Annotated in this window: 16 protein-coding genes; 14 read left to right on the top strand and 2 right to left on the bottom strand. The window is 55.4% G+C overall.

Annotation, left to right across the window (positions count from 1 at the left end; genetic code table 11):
* Positions 1-124 precede the first annotated feature (124 nt).
* A complete protein-coding gene (gene uvrC, locus ACI1P1_RS05180) occupies positions 125-2110 on the top strand; it encodes an excinuclease ABC subunit UvrC (RefSeq protein ID WP_416215312.1) in 1986 nt (661 codons plus the stop codon).
* Here uvrC and ACI1P1_RS05175 read toward each other — a convergent pair.
* Positions 2022-3695: a CPBP family intramembrane glutamic endopeptidase gene (locus ACI1P1_RS05175; protein ID WP_416215311.1), complete on the bottom strand. Its 1674-nt coding sequence runs from the start codon at positions 3693-3695 to the stop codon at positions 2022-2024. The two genes, uvrC and ACI1P1_RS05175, sit on opposite strands and share 89 nt — an antisense overlap.
* Positions 3696-4134: 439 nt before the next feature.
* On the opposite strand from ACI1P1_RS05175, the gene ACI1P1_RS05170 reads away from it, so the two are divergent.
* Positions 4135-4794 (top strand): potassium channel family protein, encoded by a 660-nt coding sequence (locus tag ACI1P1_RS05170; protein ID WP_416215310.1) that lies wholly within the window; start codon positions 4135-4137, stop codon positions 4792-4794.
* On the opposite strand, the gene ACI1P1_RS05165 is transcribed toward ACI1P1_RS05170, so the two are convergent.
* Positions 4788-5384 carry a DNA-3-methyladenine glycosylase gene (locus tag ACI1P1_RS05165; RefSeq protein ID WP_416215309.1) on the bottom strand — a complete coding sequence of 199 codons (597 nt, stop codon included), beginning with the start codon at positions 5382-5384 and terminating at the stop codon, positions 4788-4790. The two genes, ACI1P1_RS05170 and ACI1P1_RS05165, sit on opposite strands and share 7 nt — an antisense overlap.
* 680 nt (positions 5385-6064) lie before the next feature.
* Here ACI1P1_RS05165 and nifB point away from each other — a divergent pair.
* From nifB to ACI1P1_RS05105, 12 genes are all read left to right on the top strand, one after another.
* Positions 6065-7417 (top strand): nitrogenase cofactor biosynthesis protein NifB, encoded by a 1353-nt coding sequence (gene nifB, locus ACI1P1_RS05160; protein WP_416215308.1) that lies wholly within the window; start codon positions 6065-6067, stop codon positions 7415-7417.
* 70 nt (positions 7418-7487) lie between these two features.
* Positions 7488-8375, top strand: a complete 888-nt coding sequence (gene nifH / locus ACI1P1_RS05155; RefSeq protein ID WP_416215307.1) for a nitrogenase iron protein — start codon at positions 7488-7490, stop codon at positions 8373-8375.
* 82 nt (positions 8376-8457) lie between these two features.
* A complete protein-coding gene (gene nifD / locus ACI1P1_RS05150; protein ID WP_416215306.1) occupies positions 8458-9903 on the top strand; it encodes a nitrogenase molybdenum-iron protein alpha chain in 1446 nt (481 codons plus the stop codon).
* An 18-nt stretch (positions 9904-9921) separates the two neighbouring features.
* Positions 9922-11460 carry a nitrogenase molybdenum-iron protein subunit beta gene (gene nifK / locus ACI1P1_RS05145; RefSeq protein WP_416215305.1) on the top strand — a complete coding sequence of 513 codons (1539 nt, stop codon included), beginning with the start codon at positions 9922-9924 and terminating at the stop codon, positions 11458-11460.
* A gap of 147 nt (positions 11461-11607) precedes the next feature.
* Positions 11608-12984 carry a nitrogenase iron-molybdenum cofactor biosynthesis protein NifE gene (nifE, locus tag ACI1P1_RS05140; protein WP_416215304.1) on the top strand — a complete coding sequence of 459 codons (1377 nt, stop codon included), beginning with the start codon at positions 11608-11610 and terminating at the stop codon, positions 12982-12984.
* The gene (nifN, locus tag ACI1P1_RS05135) at positions 12968-14284 is read left to right on the top strand and encodes a nitrogenase iron-molybdenum cofactor biosynthesis protein NifN (RefSeq protein ID WP_416215303.1); all 1317 of its coding nucleotides are present in this window, start codon (positions 12968-12970) and stop codon (positions 14282-14284) included. The genes nifE and nifN overlap by 17 nt, the downstream gene beginning before the upstream one ends.
* A complete protein-coding gene (locus ACI1P1_RS05130; protein ID WP_416215302.1) occupies positions 14281-14658 on the top strand; it encodes a NifB/NifX family molybdenum-iron cluster-binding protein in 378 nt (125 codons plus the stop codon). The genes nifN and ACI1P1_RS05130 overlap by 4 nt, the downstream gene beginning before the upstream one ends.
* Positions 14659-15135, top strand: a complete 477-nt coding sequence (locus ACI1P1_RS05125; RefSeq protein WP_416215301.1) for a DUF269 domain-containing protein — start codon at positions 14659-14661, stop codon at positions 15133-15135.
* A gap of 23 nt (positions 15136-15158) precedes the next feature.
* Entirely contained in the window at positions 15159-15944 is a 786-nt protein-coding gene (locus ACI1P1_RS05120; RefSeq protein ID WP_416215300.1) for a HesA/MoeB/ThiF family protein, read from the top strand.
* Positions 15916-16245, top strand: a complete 330-nt coding sequence (locus ACI1P1_RS05115; protein ID WP_416215299.1) for a nitrogenase-stabilizing/protective protein NifW — start codon at positions 15916-15918, stop codon at positions 16243-16245. The genes ACI1P1_RS05120 and ACI1P1_RS05115 overlap by 29 nt, the downstream gene beginning before the upstream one ends.
* Before the next feature lie 685 nt (positions 16246-16930).
* Positions 16931-18088, top strand: a complete 1158-nt coding sequence (nifV, locus tag ACI1P1_RS05110; protein ID WP_416215298.1) for a homocitrate synthase — start codon at positions 16931-16933, stop codon at positions 18086-18088.
* A gap of 93 nt (positions 18089-18181) precedes the next feature.
* A complete protein-coding gene (locus ACI1P1_RS05105) occupies positions 18182-19351 on the top strand; it encodes a polysaccharide deacetylase family protein (RefSeq protein ID WP_416215297.1) in 1170 nt (389 codons plus the stop codon).
* Positions 19352-19373: the final 22 nt, after the last annotated feature.

Raw genomic sequence — 19373 nt, 5'->3', positions numbered from 1 at the left:
CAGGGGGATGGCGTTTTTTGCTTTTGCCAGGGTATCCCGCCTCGAATGTCTGTTCGAATCCCCCTGCAAAATGATATACTTGAAAGTGGATTCAAACATTCACAACCGGGAGAAGAAAGCCATTATGGAAAACATGCATATCCGCAACAAGCTGGCGCTTTTGCCGGACAAACCCGGCTGCTATCTGATGAAGAACAGCGAAGGTGCCATTATTTATGTAGGCAAGGCCAAGGTCCTGAAGAACCGGGTCCGGTCCTATTTTACCGGCAGCCATAATATTAAGACCCAGAAGCTGGTAGGCGAAATTGCCGATTTCGAATATATAGTCACCAAAAGCAACATGGAAGCCTTAATTCTGGAATGCAATCTGATCAAGCAGTATCATCCGCGTTATAACGTACTTTTGAAGGACGACAAAACCTTTCCTTATATCAAAATCACCCATGAGGCCCACCCGCGGCTGGAGGTTACCCGCAAGGTGCTGAAGGACAAGGCCAAATATTTCGGCCCGTATCCCAATGCGTATGCCGCCCAGGAGACCAAAAAACTGCTGGACCGGCTCTACCCCCTGCGCAAATGCAAGGTGCTTCCCGACAAGGTATGCCTGTATTACCACTTGGGCCAATGTATCGCACCCTGTGAGTACCCGGTGGCGGATGGGGAATACGAACGAATGACCGGGGAGATCGCCCGTTTTCTGAACGGCGGGCATGAAGCCATCCGCGACGAGCTGGAGAAGAAGATGCTGGAGGCGGCGGAGGAGCTGAATTTCGAGCGGGCCAAGGAGCTCCGGGATCATATCGCTAATATCGATGCCGTGATGCAAAAGCAGACCATCACCACCATGGACCTGACCGACCGGGATGTGTTCGGTTACTGGACGGACAAGGGCTGGATGTGTGTGCAGATTCTCTACATGCGCCAAGGCAAGATGATCGAACGCAGGGCAACGGCATTCCCCTACTATGGGGAGGCGTACGAGGATTTCCTGACCTTCGTGGCTCAGTTTTACAGCGAAAATCCGGCCCTGCCCCGGGAGATTTTCCTGCCGGCCCCGGAGGAGCCGGAGGAGGCTGGCGCGGTTGCCGCGGACGATGCGGCGGTCTTGACTCCGCAAGCGGACACGCCGGCAGAAGTGGAGCCGGCGGAAAAGGCGGGTGCCGGCGGTACGCCGGAGTCAGCCGAAGCCGCCAACGAAGAGCAACTGGATGTGAAGCAGTCGCTGGAAAGCTGGCTTAAGGTGAAGGTATATGTGCCCCGGAGAGGCCCCAAGCGCAAGATGGTGGACATGGCCTGTGACAATGCCCGCGTGTCTCTGGAGGAGAAGTTCAAGCTCATCGAACGCGAGGAGGAGCGGACTGTCCGCGCTGTGGAGAATCTGGGAAGCTGGCTGGGCTCGAGTACCGTACGGCGGATCGAGGCCTTCGACAACTCCAATATCCAGGGCTCCGATCCCGTCTCCGCCATGGTGGTGTTTACCGATGGCAAGCCGGACCGCAAGGAGTACCGCAAGTACAAGGTGCGCACCGTCCAAGGGCCGGACGATTACGAAACCATGCGTGAGGTGATCCGCCGCCGCTACGAGCGGGTGCTGAAGGAGAATCTGACGCCTCCCGATTTGGTAGTGGTGGACGGGGGCAGAGGGCAGATTTCCGCCGCGGTGGATGTGCTGGAGAATGAATTGGGCTTGTACATTCCCGTTTGCGGACTGGTCAAGGACAACAAGCACAAAACGGCGCAGCTGATGGCCGGTGACCCGCCGGAGATTATTCCCCTGCCGCGGGACAGCCAGGAATTCTATCTGCTCCAGCGTATTCAAGATGAGGTTCACCGCTTCGCCATCACCTTCCACCGGGAAACCCGGGCCAAGTCCATGATCGCCTCCCAGCTGGACGCCATTCCGGGGGTAGGCGAGAAACGGCGGAAGGCGATGCTGAAGCATTTTGGCTCCCTCAAAAAAATCAAAGAGGCCGGAATCGAGGATTTCCGGCCCCTGGGAATCGGGGAGAAGCTGGCGCGCACTATCCTTGCGGGACTCCATAAGGAGGCTCTGTCGCTTCCGGAGGACGCCGCCTCGGACCTCCAAAGCGAGGATGAAGATAACGAATGATGAAGCCAATCAGCGCCGGCAGAATGATGTAGAAGATGCCGGCCAGGATATGGGACAGCGTGGGCTGCTCCACCATCAGATAGATGGACATGAGCAGGCTGTCCATGATGGCATGGGCGAAGACGGCGGTGAAAAAGCCGTAACGCAGGAACACGTAGCCGAATATGAGCCCCAGCACGGTAACCTCCATCAGCCGGGTGTAGCTGGGGAAGATGGAGTATCCGGTGTGGCCCAGTCCCCAGATGAAGCTGGACACCAGCACGGCGGGGAAGGTAAACCGGAAGAGACGTTTTAAGACAGCGATGCCGAATACCCGATAGATGGCTTCCTCCATAATGGCGGCTACCCAGGCGGATGCCGGGAACAGTATGGCCCACTTCATATTCCAGGTGGATTGGGAGGGATCATTGATGGTGAAGGAATCAAAGGCCAGGCCCGCGATCAGGAAGGCTGCCTGCTGGATGCCCAGAATAAACAGGCAAATCAGGTAGCCCCGGCCCATGCCGTAGAACATTTCCCGACCGAATTCCGGATCCCGCCAGCGCGGCCACAGCTTGAGATCGAGGCGCCGGAGCTGCTGCTCGCCGGACAGCAGGCTGAACCAGACTGCCAACGCCAGCAGCAGGGCCAGCCCCATAATAATGACGTTCATGATAATGGCTGCAAGAGCCTCCATGGTCAGCGCGGTGGTTTCCGCCATCAGCATGGCTTGGGTGACATTGAAGTTCTGGATCAGGAACAGGGCCAGGAAGATTCCGGTGAGAAGCAATCCCCGTGACCAGGACACCCGCTTCCGGTTGACAATGGCCAATACTAATGCGGCAATGCCCATAACGGCGGTAAATATCAGGAAGCCGACAGAGGTCAAGCGGACAATGCGCTCCTGCTGGTCCATCCAGTCCAGATAGGACTGGGGCATCCGCAGCTCCGGAGTTACCGCCACCGCCCGGTCGCCGCTGACCTTCACGGTTACGGCAAAGGCGGCATCCGAAACTCCCAAGTTGTGGGAGATGAAGGTGAAGCTGGCAGGTTCCTGGGCTGAAATGGTTGAACTGCCCTGATAGGCAAATTCCTCCGGGTTATGACCGGCCGCACGAAGCGCCTCCGATGCGATAGCCAATCCGCTGCCGGGAGTGCGGTTCGGCTGGTCGGTAAGCAGCTCCCAGCCCAGCACCTCAGGTTTATCCAGGCCTACCTTCACCCGGATTTTTTCCCCGTTGGGCAAATCGGCGGATACCAGCCAATAATCCAGGTGCATGTAAGCGGACAGATTGTCCTCATAGGCTTTCCGCAGGTTATACTTAGCAATGAAGCCGCTGGCGCGTTTATCCGATAGAAGCGCCGCCTCCGGGGCTTCCGCCGTGAGGCCAAGCTTGCTTGAGGCATATTGGAGTGCGGCTTCTCCTGCTTGCGCGGGTTTGACCGCCGGGGTTTCCAGTCCGCCCTCCGTGGTATTGCCTTTCACCAGGGAAAGCGTAATATTGGAGCCGAAATAAAGAATAATTCCGAGAACAGCAAGCATTATCAGCTTTTTATTCCAATGGATAGGGATCACGGCAGCGTTCCTCTCATCTGAAATTTGCACCCAATATTCACCTCACAGGTGGTGACCGGAGAGGGTGCCCGCGGTTTAACGGAACTTAGCGACCCTTAGGGGGTTAAAATGAGCTCGATCGGATTCTAAGGGAACACAGAAGCGCTTAAAGTGCTCTTAAGGCTTCCTTGGCGGTAAAATACGCTCCTAACGGTCGTTTAGTTCCGTTACATTTTTAAACCATCGAGTTTGCGCTTCTAAGGGTGTCTGAGTTCCGTTAGCGGATGACCGGCGGTTAGCCAACGATTTTGGCCAGTGTGGCCAGCGATTAGCCAGTGATTAGCCAGCGATTGGACGGAGATAGGCCAGCGTTGGACAGGTGCCGGACAGGGGCAAACCCTAGGGTGTGTCGGGCAAGTAAGGCAATTCTAACCATATCACAGCAAGCCGGCAGTTTCCAACTGCAGGATAACCGGACAAGGAGTATGTTATGAAGAAAATGCAATATGCCGTCATCGGCCTGGGCCGCTTCGGCTCCAGTCTCGCCAAGGAGCTAATGAGTCTGGGGTACGAGGTGCTCGGCATCGACAAGCGGGAAGCCAATGTGGATGATATGAGCGGAGTCTTGACTCATTCGGTGCAGGCCGACTGGAACGATGAGGATGTGTACCGGTCTCTCGGGATCCGCAACTTCGATTGTGTGGTCATTGCCATCAGCGAAGATATCCAGGCCAGCATTCTGGCAGCCATTCTGTGCAAGGAGCAGGGAGTCAAAAAGGTGGTGGCCAAGGCCATGTCCGATCTGCACGGGCGGGTGCTGGAGAAAATCGGCGTGGAGCGGGTCATTTTTCCCGAGCGGGACATGGGAGTGCGGGTGGCGCATCTCCTGGCTTCACCAAGCCTGCTGGACTATATCGAGCTGTCCAACCACTACACCATCGCCGAGCTGGCCGTTCCGTCCCGGATTTCCGGCAAGACCCTCCGTGAGCTGAACTCCCGGGAGAAATTCGGCTGCACCATTGTGGCTATCAACAAACCCGGTGAGGTGATTGTGTCGCCGTCCGCCGAGGACCGGGTATACGAGAAGGACGTGATGGTGCTTATCGGCACCAATCAGATGATCGAACGCTTCGAGCAGGCGATTCACTGAAATGAAAGGGAACCGGCTATGCCTGCTGCTGCACCGGGAGCTGCCAGGAACCTCCAAGGCAGCTCCACTCCTTTACTGATGCCGATGCGGGGGCTGGCGGTCCACGGCAGGGGGGCTCCGGATAGGATCATCAGATCCTCCTGTCCGCCGTTGGCCAGGTCCAGGCCGTTGAAACTCAGATCCACACCGAAGGCCGCCGTAAGCTTGCCGGGGCCGTTCATCCATTGTTTCTCCGGCGCTTTGGGGCGGTTGGCACGGAAGTGCTCCAGCCCCTGCACCGGCATGGCCGCACGGAGCAGCACAGCTCCAGGCTGCCCGTCCTCCTCAGTCACCACATTCATGCAGTGGTGCATGCCGTAGCTGAAATACACATACAGCATACCCGCTTCTCCGAACATGATCCGGTTGCGGGGGGTTACGCCTCTGTGGGCGTGGCTGGCAGGATCATCCGCTCCGCGGTAAGCCTCCGTTTCGGTAATGACCGCCGCCGCAATGCCATCCTCAAATCTCCGCGCCAGAATACAGCCGATCAGACTTTGAGCCACCTCAACCGTATGTCTCCGGAAAAAATCCCGGCCTAGTCTCTCCATATTCTCACATCCCTTATATTAGAATAACCAGGCTGACCTCACACATCTAGCCTGCGGCTTTTGTAACTTCAGAATAGCGGAAGCCTTTGTTCCGCTATCCGCATGTAGCAGGCAAAATTGTACGGATAAGGGAAGTCATCCTTCCCTTAATGGCCCGTTAAGGAGGTTGCAGGGTGGAAAAAAGGGACAATAGCGGAAAACACCCTTCCTTTATTATGGGTTTGGTCCGCTTCCGGCTGAAGTGGGGGGAAATGCATAATGTCATATTATATAACATGAATTACCTGAGGCTTATTTAATGTGGCTTGGCATCCTCCGTCTCAGACCGTAAACGTTCCAATAATTATGAAAAGGCTTTCTGGAATAGACCGTTATTTGCCGTGTTTGATTCGTACCATTTTTCACAACCTCAAGAGAATGTTCGTTTTTTGAAGCGTTTTCACTGGATTGAGAGCTGTTATCACAAGGATAATGGAGCTGAATCCGAATAATCGGAATTTAAGAAAACGCTTCATGGCATATTCATGTAATTTAATCTAACATAGATTATGTCTGAATTTTTACAACTACCTATTAGTGCCGGAAAATCGTTGACCCTTTGGATGAGCCGGAGTAAGATGTGAGTAATCAAGCAAGAGCACATATGTTAGAAAATCTAACATTAACAAGGAGGTGGTTGAATGGAACCGATCGGTTTTCGTCATCCCTGTTATGACGAAGACGCACATCATTATTTCGCCCGGATGCACGTAGCGGTAGCGCCGGCCTGCAACATCCGTTGCAAGTACTGCAACCGCAAATACGATTGTGTCAGCGAAAGTCGTCCTGGTGTAGTCAGCAAGGTGCTAAGCCCTGAACAAGCTTTCACAAGCGTGGAGGAAACATTGCAGACGCTGCCTCAGCTGACGGTCGTCGGCATCGCCGGACCGGGGGATCCCCTGGCCAATCCCGATGCCACATTCACAACCTTCGGATTGCTGAACGGCCGGATTCCCGGACTCAGCCTATGCCTCAGCACCAATGGCCTGCGGCTTGCGGAATTCGCCGATGAGATTGCGGCGGCAGGCATCAACCACGTGACGGTCACTGTCAATGCCGTTGACCCGGAGGTAGGCCAGCACATCTATGATTGGGTGGCCGACAAAGGGAAGATTTACCGCGGCCTGGACGCAGCGAAGCTGCTGATCGGGCGCCAGCTGGAAGGCATCAAGGCTATGGCGGAACGGGGAGTTGCCTGCAAGATCAACTCCGTACTCATCCCCGGCGTCAATGATGACCATCTCCCGGCAGTTGCGGAGAAGGTCAAGGAGCTGGGAGCCTTTACCCACAATATTATGCCCCTTATTATATCACCGGGCAGTCCCTATGAGAAAGACGGCAGGAAGGAGCCCTCCCCGCTTAGGGTGCTGGAGGTGCAGGAGAAATGTGCTGAGGTGCTTCCCATCATGCGGCATTGCAGGCAATGCAGAGCGGACGCGGTTGGCCTTCTCGGGGAGGATACAAGCGTAGCGGATAAGGGCAAGTGCAACACCTCTGTGAAGCGGGTGTACACCATGGAACAGCGTGAAGATAAGTTGAAGGAATTGGATCAGCTGCTGGAGGAAAGACGTTCTGCTAAATCGGCGGTGGTCCACAAACCCGGCTCTCCATCCGTGAGGGTGGCGGTGGCTACCAGAGGCGGAGGCAAGGTCAATGTCCATTTCGGCCACGCCAAGGAGTTCCTGATCTACGAGGTGGCAGGCAAAAGCATCAAGCTCCTGGGTGTCCGCAAGGTGCAGGCTTATTGCAACGGCACGGCAGACTGCAGCAATCCCGACGGGAAACGGACCATTCTCGACGATACGGCCACCATGCTGGCTGATTGCGAAATTCTCCTCTGCTCGGGTATCGGGGAATCGCCAAGCAAGAAGCTGAAGGACAAGGGGATTGTCACTGTGGTCCGGAAAGGCGAGATCGATGAGCTGCTATTGGAAAGTGTGAAATTCCACCAATATTTCGCCGGAAGCTGCGGCGGTGCAACCACAGTATCATAAGACATAAGTTGAATCAGGCCTTATTTTATTTATAAAAATCAGAATATTCAAAAAATGGAGGATGAACATTATGGCAAAGAAACTGAGACAAATCGCATTCTACGGTAAGGGCGGTATCGGCAAGTCCACCACCTCCCAAAATACACTGGCCCAACTGGCTACCACCTTCGGCCAAAAAATTATGATCGTCGGCTGTGACCCCAAGGCTGACTCCACACGTCTCATCCTGAATACCAAAGCACAGCAAACCGTGCTTCATCTGGCTGCAGAACGCGGCACAGTTGAAGATCTGGAGCTGGAAGACGTAGTGGCTCCCGGCTTCGGCGACATCCTGTGTGTGGAATCTGGCGGTCCGGAGCCTGGTGTTGGCTGTGCGGGCCGCGGTATTATCACCTCCATCAACTTCCTGGAGGAGCAAGGCGCTTATGAGGATATGGACTTCGTATCCTATGACGTATTGGGCGACGTTGTATGCGGCGGTTTCGCAATGCCCATCCGGGAGAACAAGGCGCAAGAGATCTACATCGTCTGCTCCGGCGAAATGATGGCCATGTACGCTGCCAACAACATCGCCCGCGGTATCCTGAAATATGCAACCACCGGCAGCGTTCGTCTGGGCGGTTTGATTTGTAACAGCCGTCAAACGGACCGCGAGGATGAGCTCATCATGGAGCTTGCCCGCCGTTTGAATACACAAATGATCCACTTCGTGCCCCGTGACAATGTGGTACAGCATGCGGAGCTGAGGAGAATGACCGTTACCCAATACAACCCGAACCATAGCCAAACTGCCCAATACAAGCTGCTGGCCGAGAAAATCCTGTACAACGATATGATGACTATTCCTACCCCGATTGAAATGGATGAGCTGGAACAGCTTTTGATCGACTTTGGTGTAGTAGAGGACGAAGAGACCGCCCTGAAGAAGCTGGCTGAGAAGGAAGCTGCAGGCCAATAAATAGCGATGGGAGCCCGAGGCGGCGCCAGGTGGAGAACAGACCGCCCCGGGAGCTCCCGCATACGAGAGGGGAGGCGTACTGATGAGTACAGCTATGGACAAATTGACCGTGGAGACGCGCAAAAGAATTGTGCAGGAAGTGCTTGAAGCATTTCCGGAAAAAACTGCCAAGGACCGCGCCAAACATTATGAGGTTGCAGAAGCGCCGACCATTGAAACCGGCAAGTGCGCGCTGAAATCCAACACCAAATCCCGCCCCGGCGTCATGACAGCCCGCGGCTGCTCCTATGCCGGCTCCAAAGGTGTGGTATGGGGCCCAATCAAGGATATGGTCCATATCAGCCACGGCCCGGTAGGCTGCGGCCAATACAGCTGGGGTACCCGCCGGAACTATGCCAACGGCACCCAAGGTGTGGACGTATTTGGTGTCCTGCAGGTAACCAGTGATTTCCAGGAACGGGATATCGTATTCGGCGGCGACAAGAAACTGGAAACCATCTGCCGTGAAATTACCAAGGTTTTCCCTTTGGCAAAAGGTATCTCCGTTCAATCCGAATGTCCTGTCGGTCTGATCGGGGACGATATCGAGGCTGTTGGCAAGAAAATGGCCAAGGAGCTCTCCATGCCGGTTATCCCGGTACGCTGCGAAGGCTTCCGGGGCGTCAGCCAATCCCTCGGTCACCATATTGCCAATGATGCAGTACGCGACCACCTGCTGGGCAAGGGCGAATTCGAAGATACCACTCCTTACGATATCAATATGATCGGGGAATACAACATCGGCGGCGATACCTGGGCCTCCCGGATTCTGCTGGAGGAAATCGGCCTCCGCGTAATCGGGCAATGGGCCGGAGACGGCACCATGAACGAGCTGTCCATCTCCCATAAGGCCAAGCTGAACGTGCTGCACTGCTACCGCTCCATGAACTATATCTGTACCACCATGGAGGAGCGCTACGGTATTCCCTGGATGGAATATAACTTCTTCGGTCCTACCAAAATCGCTGAAAGCCTGCGGGCCATTGCTGCACATTTCGACGATACCATCAAGGAAAATGCCGAACGTGTCATTGCCAAGTACCAGGCTGAAGCCGACAAGGTGATTGAGAAATACCGTCCCAAGCTGGAAGGCAAAAAGGTGATGCTGATGGTCGGCGGCCTTCGTGCTGGCCATACCATCGGAGCTTACGAGGATCTGGGGATGGATGTGATCAGCACCGGCTACGAGTTCGGTCACAAGGACGACTACCAACGGATGGTCAAGGATGTTCAGGAAGGCACCATCATTTATGATGATCCCACCGCATACGAGATGGAAGCCTTGGCCGAAAAGCTGGGTACTGACCTGGTCGGCGCCGGCGTAAAGGAAAAGTATGTGTACCACAAGATGGGTATCCCTTTCCGTCAAATGCACTCATGGGATTACAGCGGACCGTACCATGGCTTCGACGGCTTCAAGATCTTCGCCCGCGACATGGATATGGCTATCAACAGCCCGGCCTGGAATCTTGTGAAATCACCATTTTAGGAAACGGAGGGGATAACGATGGCAAAAGACGAGATCGAATACAAAGACCATAATACACTCTTCGAAACGGCTCCTTATGTGGAATCCGCCGAGAAGAAAAGAGTGTTCGAAGCAGCCTGCTCCCGCGAGCAAGCCAAGGAAATTGAGGAATATCTGAAGACTCCTGAATATCAGGAGATCAACTTCTCCCGGAAAGAAACGGTAATCAACCCTGCCAAGGCCTGCCAGCCTTTGGGTGCGGTGCTGGGCGCCCTCGGCTTTGAAGGCACACTGCCCTTCTCCCATGGCTCCCAAGGCTGCATCGCCTACTTCCGCAGCCATCTGGCCCGTCACTTCAAGGAGCCTGTACCTGCCGTATCCTCCTCCATGACGGAAGACGGCGCCGTATTCGGCGGCATGAAGAACCTGATCGAGGGTTTGCAGAACGCCACCACCCTCTACAAGCCCAAGATGGTAGCCATTCATACCACCTGTATGGCCGAGGTAATCGGTGATGACCTGAACGCCTTTATCGGCAACGCCCGCAAGGAGGGTGTCATTTCCGAGGATTTCCCGGTTGCATATTGCAATACGCCCAGCTTCGTTGGCTCCCATACCTGGGGCTACGATCATATGATCAAGGGAATCATCAGCTATTTGACAGAACGTCATGGCGATCTCCGTCCGGCAGATGCTCCCAAAACCGAGAAGCTCAACCTCATTTCGGGTTTTGATACCTATACAGCGAATTTTGGGGAAATCAAGCGGATTTTGGAGTTGTTCGGTGTGGAATATACTTTCCTGGGCGACCACAGCGAAAGCTTGAACTCTCCGGCGGACGGCAGCTACAAGTATTACTACGGCGGCACCAAGCTGGCGGATGTGCCTCTGGCTCCCGGCGCCCAGGCTACCCTGGCCCTGCAAAAGTATTCCACGAAGAAAACCCGTGAATATATTGAGGAGTCCTGGAAGCAGCCGACCTCCGCGGTTTATTCGCCCATCGGCATTACCGCTACCGACAAGCTCCTGAAGGAAATCTCCCGGATTACCGGCAAGCCGGTGCCGCAGGAGCTGATCAAGGAACGTGCCCAAGTGGTGGATGCCCTGACCGACTCCCATCCGTACCTGCATAACAAACGTGTGGCGCTGGTAGGCGATCCCGATATTCTTCTTGGTCTCATCTCCTTCTGTCTGGAGGTTGGGCTGGAGCCGGTGCATATCCTTTGTTCTAACGGGGACAAAGAATTCGAAGAAGAAGCTTACGGACTTCTGAAGGCTTCCCCGCATGGCATTGACGCTAAGGTCTATGTGGGCCATGACCTGTGGCATTTGCGGTCCCTGCTCTTCACGGACCCGGTTGACTTCGCCATCGGCAGCACTCACCTGAAGCAAAACTGCAAGGCAGCAGGCATTCCGCTGGTCCGTATCGGCTTCCCGATCTTCGACCGCCACCATCTGCACCGCTTCCCGATCCTGGGGTACCAAGGCGCCCTGCATGTGCTGACCACCGTGGTCAACACTCTGCTGCAGCAGCTGGATGACCAAGCCGAGCCCCACAGCTTCGACTTTGTAAGATAAAGGTATATAAGGGAATTCCATAACCAAAAAAGAGGTCCAGCCGCCAACCCGCCACGGGTGGCGGCTGATGCCAAATTGACAAACAATTGCAACATTGGCGCGGGTTTATTCGCTGTATAATAGACAGAAAACAAGGAGGGGATTATCGTGGGCACAATTGGAAAATCAGGGTGGATTCCCGAGCCGGATTGCGAGCACAGCACACCGGCGAAAAAAGGCTGTCCAAAGCCTAAGCCGGGGGACTCGGCGGGGGGCTGTTCCTTCGACGGCGCCCAGATTACCCTCCTGCCTATCGCGGATGCCGCGCATCTGATCCACGGCCCTGCGGGCTGCGCGGGCAACAGCTGGGAGGCAAGAGGCAGCCTCTCCTCCGGTCCGACCCTTTACCGGTACGGCTTTAATACGGATTTGACGGAGCAGGACATCATCATGGGCGGTGAAAAAAAGCTGCGACAGGCCATTGATATGATTGTAGAGCGGTTTTCTCCCCCTGCCGTGTTTGTGTACTCCACCTGCGTGACGGCTTTGACCGGCGAGGATTTGGATGCGGTATGCTCTGCAGCCTCTGATCAATGGGGAGTTCCTGTGGTGCCTGTGCACAGCCCGGGTTTTGCGGGGAACAAAAATTACGGCAACCGTCTGGCCGGCAATGCACTGTTCAAGCATGTAATCGGCACCGCCGAGCCGGATGAAAGCACCTTGACGCCGCTCGATATCAATCTGATCGGGGAATACAACATTGCCGGTGAGCAGTGGGATATCGAGGCGCTGCTCGGTAAAGCGGGCATCCGCGTATTGTCGCGGATTACCGGAGACGGGCGCTTCCAGGATATCCGGTACGCCCACAGGGCTAAGCTGGACGTGGTGGTTTGCAGCCGGGCGCTGATTTCCCTGGCCCGGAATATGAAGGAAACCTATGGCGTTCCGTATGTAGAAGCCTCCTTCTACGGAGCCAGGGAAACCAGCTTTTCGCTGCAGCAGATTGCCTATGAATTGCAGAACAAGGAGCTGGATGACCGGATCGGCAGGCTGATCCGCCAGGAAGAGGATGAGCTGGCCCGGGAGCTGGCGCCCTATAAGAAGGTCCTCCGCGGAAAGCGGGTGGTACTCTATACAGGCGGCGTCAAAAGCTGGTCGGTGATCAGCGCCCTGCAGGAGCTGGGCATGAAGGTGGTTGGCGTCGGCACCAACAAAAGCTCGGATGAGGATATTTCCCGGATCAAGGAACGGGTGGGCAATGAGGCGGAGCTGATTCCCGAGGGCGGGGCCGCCCGGATTCTGAAGGTTGTCCGCGACCGCAAGGCGGATATCATCGTCGCCGGCGGGCGGAACATGTACGTATCCTTGAAGGAACAGATTCCTTTTCTGGACATCAATCAGGAGCGTCATGTGGCGTATACGGGTTACGTGGGCTTGCGCAGACTGGCGAAGGATCTGACGGCTGCTTTGGAAAATCCGGTGTGGAAGCTGGTCAACCGTCCGGCTCCATGGCAAGGGGGAGAAACCTATGGGATGGAAATGTAGCGCAAAGCCGGTCTCCATCAATCCGTTCAAAACCGGGCAGCCGATGGGCGGTGTGCTGGCCCTGCAGGGGTTTTACCGGTCCATGCCCTTGATCCACGGGGCCCAAGGGTGCTCCGCCTTCATTAAAGCCATGATGACCCGGCATTTCCGCGAGCCGGTTGCCTCCCAAACCACCGCGCTCCAGGAATTCAACGTCATTTTCGGCGGGGGCAAAAGCTTGAGAGAGGGTTTGGATACGGTGATCGAAAAACACCGCCCATCCCTTGTGGCTGTGCTGAGTACGGCGCTTACGGAGGTTGCGGGAGAGGATGTGGAGGGGGAGCTGCGCCAATACCGCAAGGAGCGGGGGGTGAAGGACACCCTGCTGGTGGCGGCGTCCATTCCGGATTTTACGGGATCGCTGGAATCGGGTTATGCCAAAACCACGGAGGCCATTATCAACGGGATTCTGGAGATGGTGAAGGATGAACGTCCCCGCAAAAAAACCAAGGGCCGGGTCAATCTGCTGGTGGGCTCCCATTACACACCGGCGGATGTGATGGAGTTAAAGGAGATAATCTCCTCCTTCGGCCTGGAGGTGATTGCTCTTCCGGATATCTCCACCTCCCTGTCGGGGCATCTTCTCACCGGGCACACTCCGCTGTCCCGGGGCGGGCTGCCGCTGGATTACGCGCGGCATCTGATGACGGCAGAGGCCACGATTGTGGCCGGGGAGAGTATGATTTCGGCGGCGAAGCTGCTGGAGACAGGTGCGGGGATTCCCTACAAGGTGTTCCCCACCCTCATGGGCCTGCAGCCCACGGATCAGCTGTTTGCCTATCTAGCCTCCCTCAGCCGGCAGGATGTGCAGGTTCGTTACAAGTGGGAGCGGGAGTTTCTGTTGGACAGTATGCTGGATGCGCATTTTGTCTATGGCGGCAAACAGGTGGCCATGGCGCTGGAGCCGGACCATTTGTACAGCATGACCGGATGGCTGAAGGAAATGGGCGCCGTTCCCGGAGGACTGGTGGCCCCCGTTATCTCCCCGCTGTTCGACCGGATGGAGGAGGAAGTGGTGATCGGCGATCTGGGGGATCTGGAGGAGCTGGCGAAGCGCTGCCATGCGGATGTTTGGGTCAGCTGCTCTCACGGCGAGCAGGGAGCGGGGCGTTTGGGTATTCCCTTTTACCCGTGCGGCTTCCCCATCTTCGACCGGTTCGGGGCTTCCATGAATGTGAGTGTGGGCTATAAAGGCGCTACCCAGTGGGTGAACGGGCTGGGGAATGTATTGTTGTCGGGTGAGAGGAGGATTCATGCGTGAAGGTAGCGTTTGCGACAGAGGATGGAAAACGGGTGGACTCCCATTTTGGACGGTGCAGGGTGTTCTCGGTATTCGAGGTGGATAGCCAGAGCTACAGGTGGCTGGAGCCCCGGGAGGTTTCGGAGCAGAATATCCAGATGGAGTCGGAAAAGAATGAGCGGCGGGTGGATCTGATTAAGGACTGCACTCTGTTGTTTGTCTGCCAGATCGGTCCTGCGGCGGCGGCCAAGGTTACCCGCTCCGGTGTGATGCCGCTGAAGGTGGAGGAAGGTACGGAAATCGTGGGCCAATTGGAGCGGCTTGTAGCCATGCTGGCTAACAAACCCCCATTGTGGCTGGTGAAGGCCATGCGCAAGGCGGAGGAGGGAGTGTAAATGCCGGAACACACCGCAACACAAGCCGGACCAACCAGCGGCAGGGTATATCCGTTTGTCAATTGTGTGCTGAGCATACTGGATTCCTACGATAAATTCGGGTTGTGGGCGCAGAAGCCCAAGGAAGAACGGCTGAGGAAATATTTCCTGCTGGACTCCGATGCCTTCAAAGGGGCGAATACTCTGTGCGGCACCGATTCGGCTCCCATCCGGCGGCAGGCGGCGATCTTTTTCCAGGCGGTGGCCATGGCTCTGGAGATCCGGACCGGCGCCCGCATTGGCAGTATTGTGGAGATGGATGACGAGGGTTTGGGCAGAGCGGTGGTATACAGCGGCAGGCTGGTGCTGTCAGTGCATGGCTGGCGGCAGGGGCAGTTCGGCTTTACATCCATGGACAAGGCAGTGGAGGAAGGCGAACGGTTTATTGCAGCAGGTTTGGAATGGCTGGAGAAATACCCGGACATCGCGCAATTGTGACGGATTAACGGGGAGGATACGGAATGGATAAAGAGAGTGGGACGTTTCAGGAGGATATGAGCCCCTTCGCCAGGCAGCTCAAGCTTGTGGGTGAGGAAGGGCAAAAGCTACTGGAGAAATCGACTGTGTTCGTGGCGGGTGTCGGAGGTTTGGGCGGTACGGCCGCCCTGTATCTGGCTGCGGCGGGAGTGGGCAAGCTGATTTTGGTCCATGAAGGGATCATCAAACCCCCGGATTTAAACCGGCAAATCCTCATGGATGCCTCACGGATCGGCGAACCCCGGATTCCCTGCGCAGTGGAAAGCATCAAACGGATTAACCCCCGCGTGGAAATTGAGGCCTACCCGGAGCGGATTACGGTGGACCGGGCTGTGGAATGGGCCGCCGCTGCGGATATCGTGATTGACGCACGTTATGATTTCCCGGAGCGGTATGCGCTAAACGATGCCTGCCGGAAGGTGGGGGTGCCGATGGTGGAGGCGGCTATGTACGCCTTCGAGATTTCGCTGTCCGTGATTGTGCCGGGAGAAACCCCCTGCCTGGAATGCCTGTATCCCGTCCCGGATCAGGGCTGGGAGCCTCTGGCTTTCCCGGTGTTGGGGGCTACCTCGGGCATGGCGGGCACTATGGCGGCGCTGGAGGCGGTGAAGTGGATCACCGGCATTGGCCGGCCCGCCGCCGGGGAGATGGTGCGCATCAATACATTGGATTTGAGTTCCATCCGGATCAAGCTGGAAGATACTCCATTATGCCCCGCATGTGCGGAGAGGAGGCATACGTATGCCGGAATACATCAAGCTGCCCGATAATGTGGTGGAAGTGGAAGAGTTTTTGGATTACTGCAGCATCCCGTATACGGCCGGGTCCCTGGAGGGCAAACGGATTCCGGTGATGCTCCGGTTCCGGTTTTATCTGGAGGCGGTGGAGCTGGAGGGTAAGGTGACGGCGGAGTCTACGGAGGAGGAGCGTTTTGCGGCGCTGCGCTGGTGTTTGGAGAAGGCGGTAAAGGATGTAGGCGCCGACCAGGACGGCGGACAGCAGCTGGCCGCCTGGTCGTCAGGCTGCTTTGGCACCTCGGCCTGCGCCTCCTGCAAGTCCAGCTGCGGCTAAGGGACCGGTGGGTAAAAAGAGAGAAGCTAAATGTGGAGAAACGGATAGAGAGAAGCTCGATGTAGAGAAACTAAAATTAGAGTAACTAAGGGTAGAAACAAGTGTAGAAAAACTAAAGTTGAACAGGAAAAACGCCGCGGCGGACGCGGTGTTTTTTTTGCTTTTGGGTGCGTGTGGTAGCTGGTGCGGGAGCGTAGATCCGTGGATGAATTTCTAACGGCGGCCAGAGACTCTATTTGTGCTGAAACGCGGGTTTCTAAATTCTAACGGCGGTGAGAGCCGCTATTTGATCAAAAAGATGGGCTGGAGGCCTGGTTTTGGTCAAATAGAGGCTTATGGCGCCGTTAGAATGGGAGATGGGTGTTTTGGAGGCAAATAGCGGCGCTCACCGCCGTTAGAAGCGGGATGCGCCATTATGCTGCGCAGAACCCTAGATGAGGCGGAGAACCCAAGATGATGCGCAGAACCTGCGTGATGCGAAACGCCCTGCGTGGTGCCCCAAACAAATATGCTGCATAAATTTAATGTTAAAAAACATAACACAAAATCGTGAATAATATGTGAAAACGGGACTTTTGACTAAAGCGACGATTGACGAAGTGGAAAAACTCTGCGTATCATGGAGAAATAATATTGAAATCAAGTAAGTTATGTAAGATAATATAACATAAAGGAGAGATCACTCATGAAACCCATCAAATTTTGCGATACCACATTGCGGGACGGAGAGCAGGCGGCGGGTGTAGTGTTCTCGCCCGAAGAGAAACGGGAAATTGTGCGGGGGCTGGCCAAAGCCGGAGTCGAGCAGGCAGAGATCGGCATTCCGGCCATGGGGGAGGAAGAACGTGCGGTCATTCGCTCCATTGTGGAGATGGGTCTGCCCATTCAATTGTCGGCGTGGAACCGCGCGCTAAAGGAGGATATCGACGCCTCCTTGCTTACAGGAGTGAACTGGGTGCATCTGACCATTCCCACCTCGGACCTGCAAATTAAGGCGAAGCTGCATATGAACCGGCAGGAGATTGTGTCCATGATCCGCAGAGCGGTTAGCTACGCGCAGAAGTTTAACCTGGGGGTTTCAGTAGGTTTCGAGGATGCATCAAGAGCGTATACGCCTTTTTTGGCGGAGCTGGTGCTCAGCCTGTACAGCGACGGAATCCGCAGGTTCCGGTATGCCGATACGGTGTCCGTGCTTCAGCCGGTGACGGTGCGGGAGAAAATCCGGTCTATCCTGGGGGAATGCCCTGAGGATGTGGAGCTGGAGGTTCACTGCCACAATGACTTCGGCATGGCAACGGCCAATACCCTGTCTGCGCTGGAAGCGGGTGCCCTGTGGGCCAGCACTACCGTGACGGGCATCGGCGAACGGGCAGGCAATGCCTCCATGGAGGAGGTTGCATTGGCCTGGAAGCATCTGTACGGCGGCCGTACAGGACTGGATACCATCCAGTTCAAGGAGCTGGCGGAGCTGGTCAGTGCTGCAGCAGGACGTCCGCTGCCCCCGGCGAAGCCTATTGTGGGCACGATGGTCTTCACCCATGAATCGGGTATCCATGTGGACGGCATGCTGAAGAACAGGGAAACCTACCAAAGCTTTGACCCGGTGGAGGTTGGTGCGGAGCACCGTTTTGTGCTGGGCAAACATTCCGGCTGGAAAACGGTAGCCCATATTCTGCGCCAGAAGGGGGTCCGCCCCGAGCGGGAGCTTAGTGATGAGCTGATGCGGGAGGTGCGTCTAGAGGCAGACCGGAACAAACGCTTAATCGAGCCGGATGAGCTGATGAAGCTGCTGGACGGGGTACGCAGCACCCGGACGGTGCCGGATTTGCAGGACGAGGAGTAGAGGATAAAGGGGCGAAAATTCGATCTGTGAAAACTTGAAGCCGCATAGTATAATAGGCATGCGTTATACTGGCTCAAGGAGAATACTTGCATCATGCGCCTTGTTACAAACCGTTATTTTATTACATTTTTTTTGGTGGTTGTTCTGCTGGCAACCTGCAGTGTAGGGTATTCCTATTCCCAAAAGGGGGCCCGTCATTATGAGGATCAGATTGCCGTTTTGCTTTATCACCACATTGATGACCAGGCCCAAAGCGGAGGCACCATCACCACTGTTTTGTTCCGGGAGCAGCTGTCCCACCTGAAGCAACAGGGCTTTCAGTTTATTACCTTCCAGCAATTCAAACGGTTTATGGAAGGAGGGGAGGTTCCGGATAATGCGGTGCTGGTCACCTTCGATGACGGATACAGCAGTTTTTATACCAACGCCTACCCCGTTCTGAAGCAATTATCTGTACCGGCTGTTCACTTCATTATTACGAAGGATCTGGAAAACCCTCATCATAGCCGCATTCCTTCTTTGTCCAAGGATCAGATTATGGAAATGACCGGCGCCGGAGATTTTATCGAGGTCCAGACTCACACCAACAACCTGCACAACAAACAATCCGAAAAAGCCTATTTAACCACCCGGCTTAAAATGGAGGGCAAAGCTGCGGAGGGCAAAACGGAAGAGGATGCTGCTTACCGTGACCGGATTGTTGCGGATATTCAGACCTCCGTTGATAAACTCAAGCCGCTGCAAATCAATGAAATTGATGCGTTGGCCTATCCTTTTGGAATTTACCATAAACAGGCGACGGAGCTGGTGAAGCAGGCCGGGATCCGTTACGCCTTTACGGTCCAGCCCGGCATTCTCGAGCGGGATATGGATCCTTATCAAATTCCCAGAATCAATGCGGGAGGGCCCTGGATCACTCCGGACATGTTAATGGAGAAAATCCAGAGCCAGGTGATGAGCTTTGATGAACCGCTGAAAACCTTGCCGCTGCGCAATGTGATGGAGCAAGTCGGCGGGTCCGTGCAGAAGAATGCGGATAACCAGCTTGAATTGTACCTGGGAAAAGAAAAGTGGAAGCTCATCAGTCCTACCGAGGCTGTCCATTCCGACGGGAAAAAAGTGACGTTCTCCAAACCGCTGAAAACCAAAAACAAAAGAACCTGTATCGATTATGCGGATTTCCAAAAGCTTTATGGGGATTTCGCGGTTTATGATGCCAATACCAGGCGGTTCTTACTGAAATCGGCTATCCCCGGTGAATGAGAGGCCAGCCTGCAAACCAATG

It is taken from the genome of Paenibacillus mesotrionivorans (assembly GCF_046098205.1).
GTDB lineage: Bacteria > Bacillota > Bacilli > Paenibacillales > NBRC-103111 > Paenibacillus_AR > Paenibacillus_AR mesotrionivorans.
This window is presented reverse-complemented; position numbering and strand designations above follow the sequence as displayed.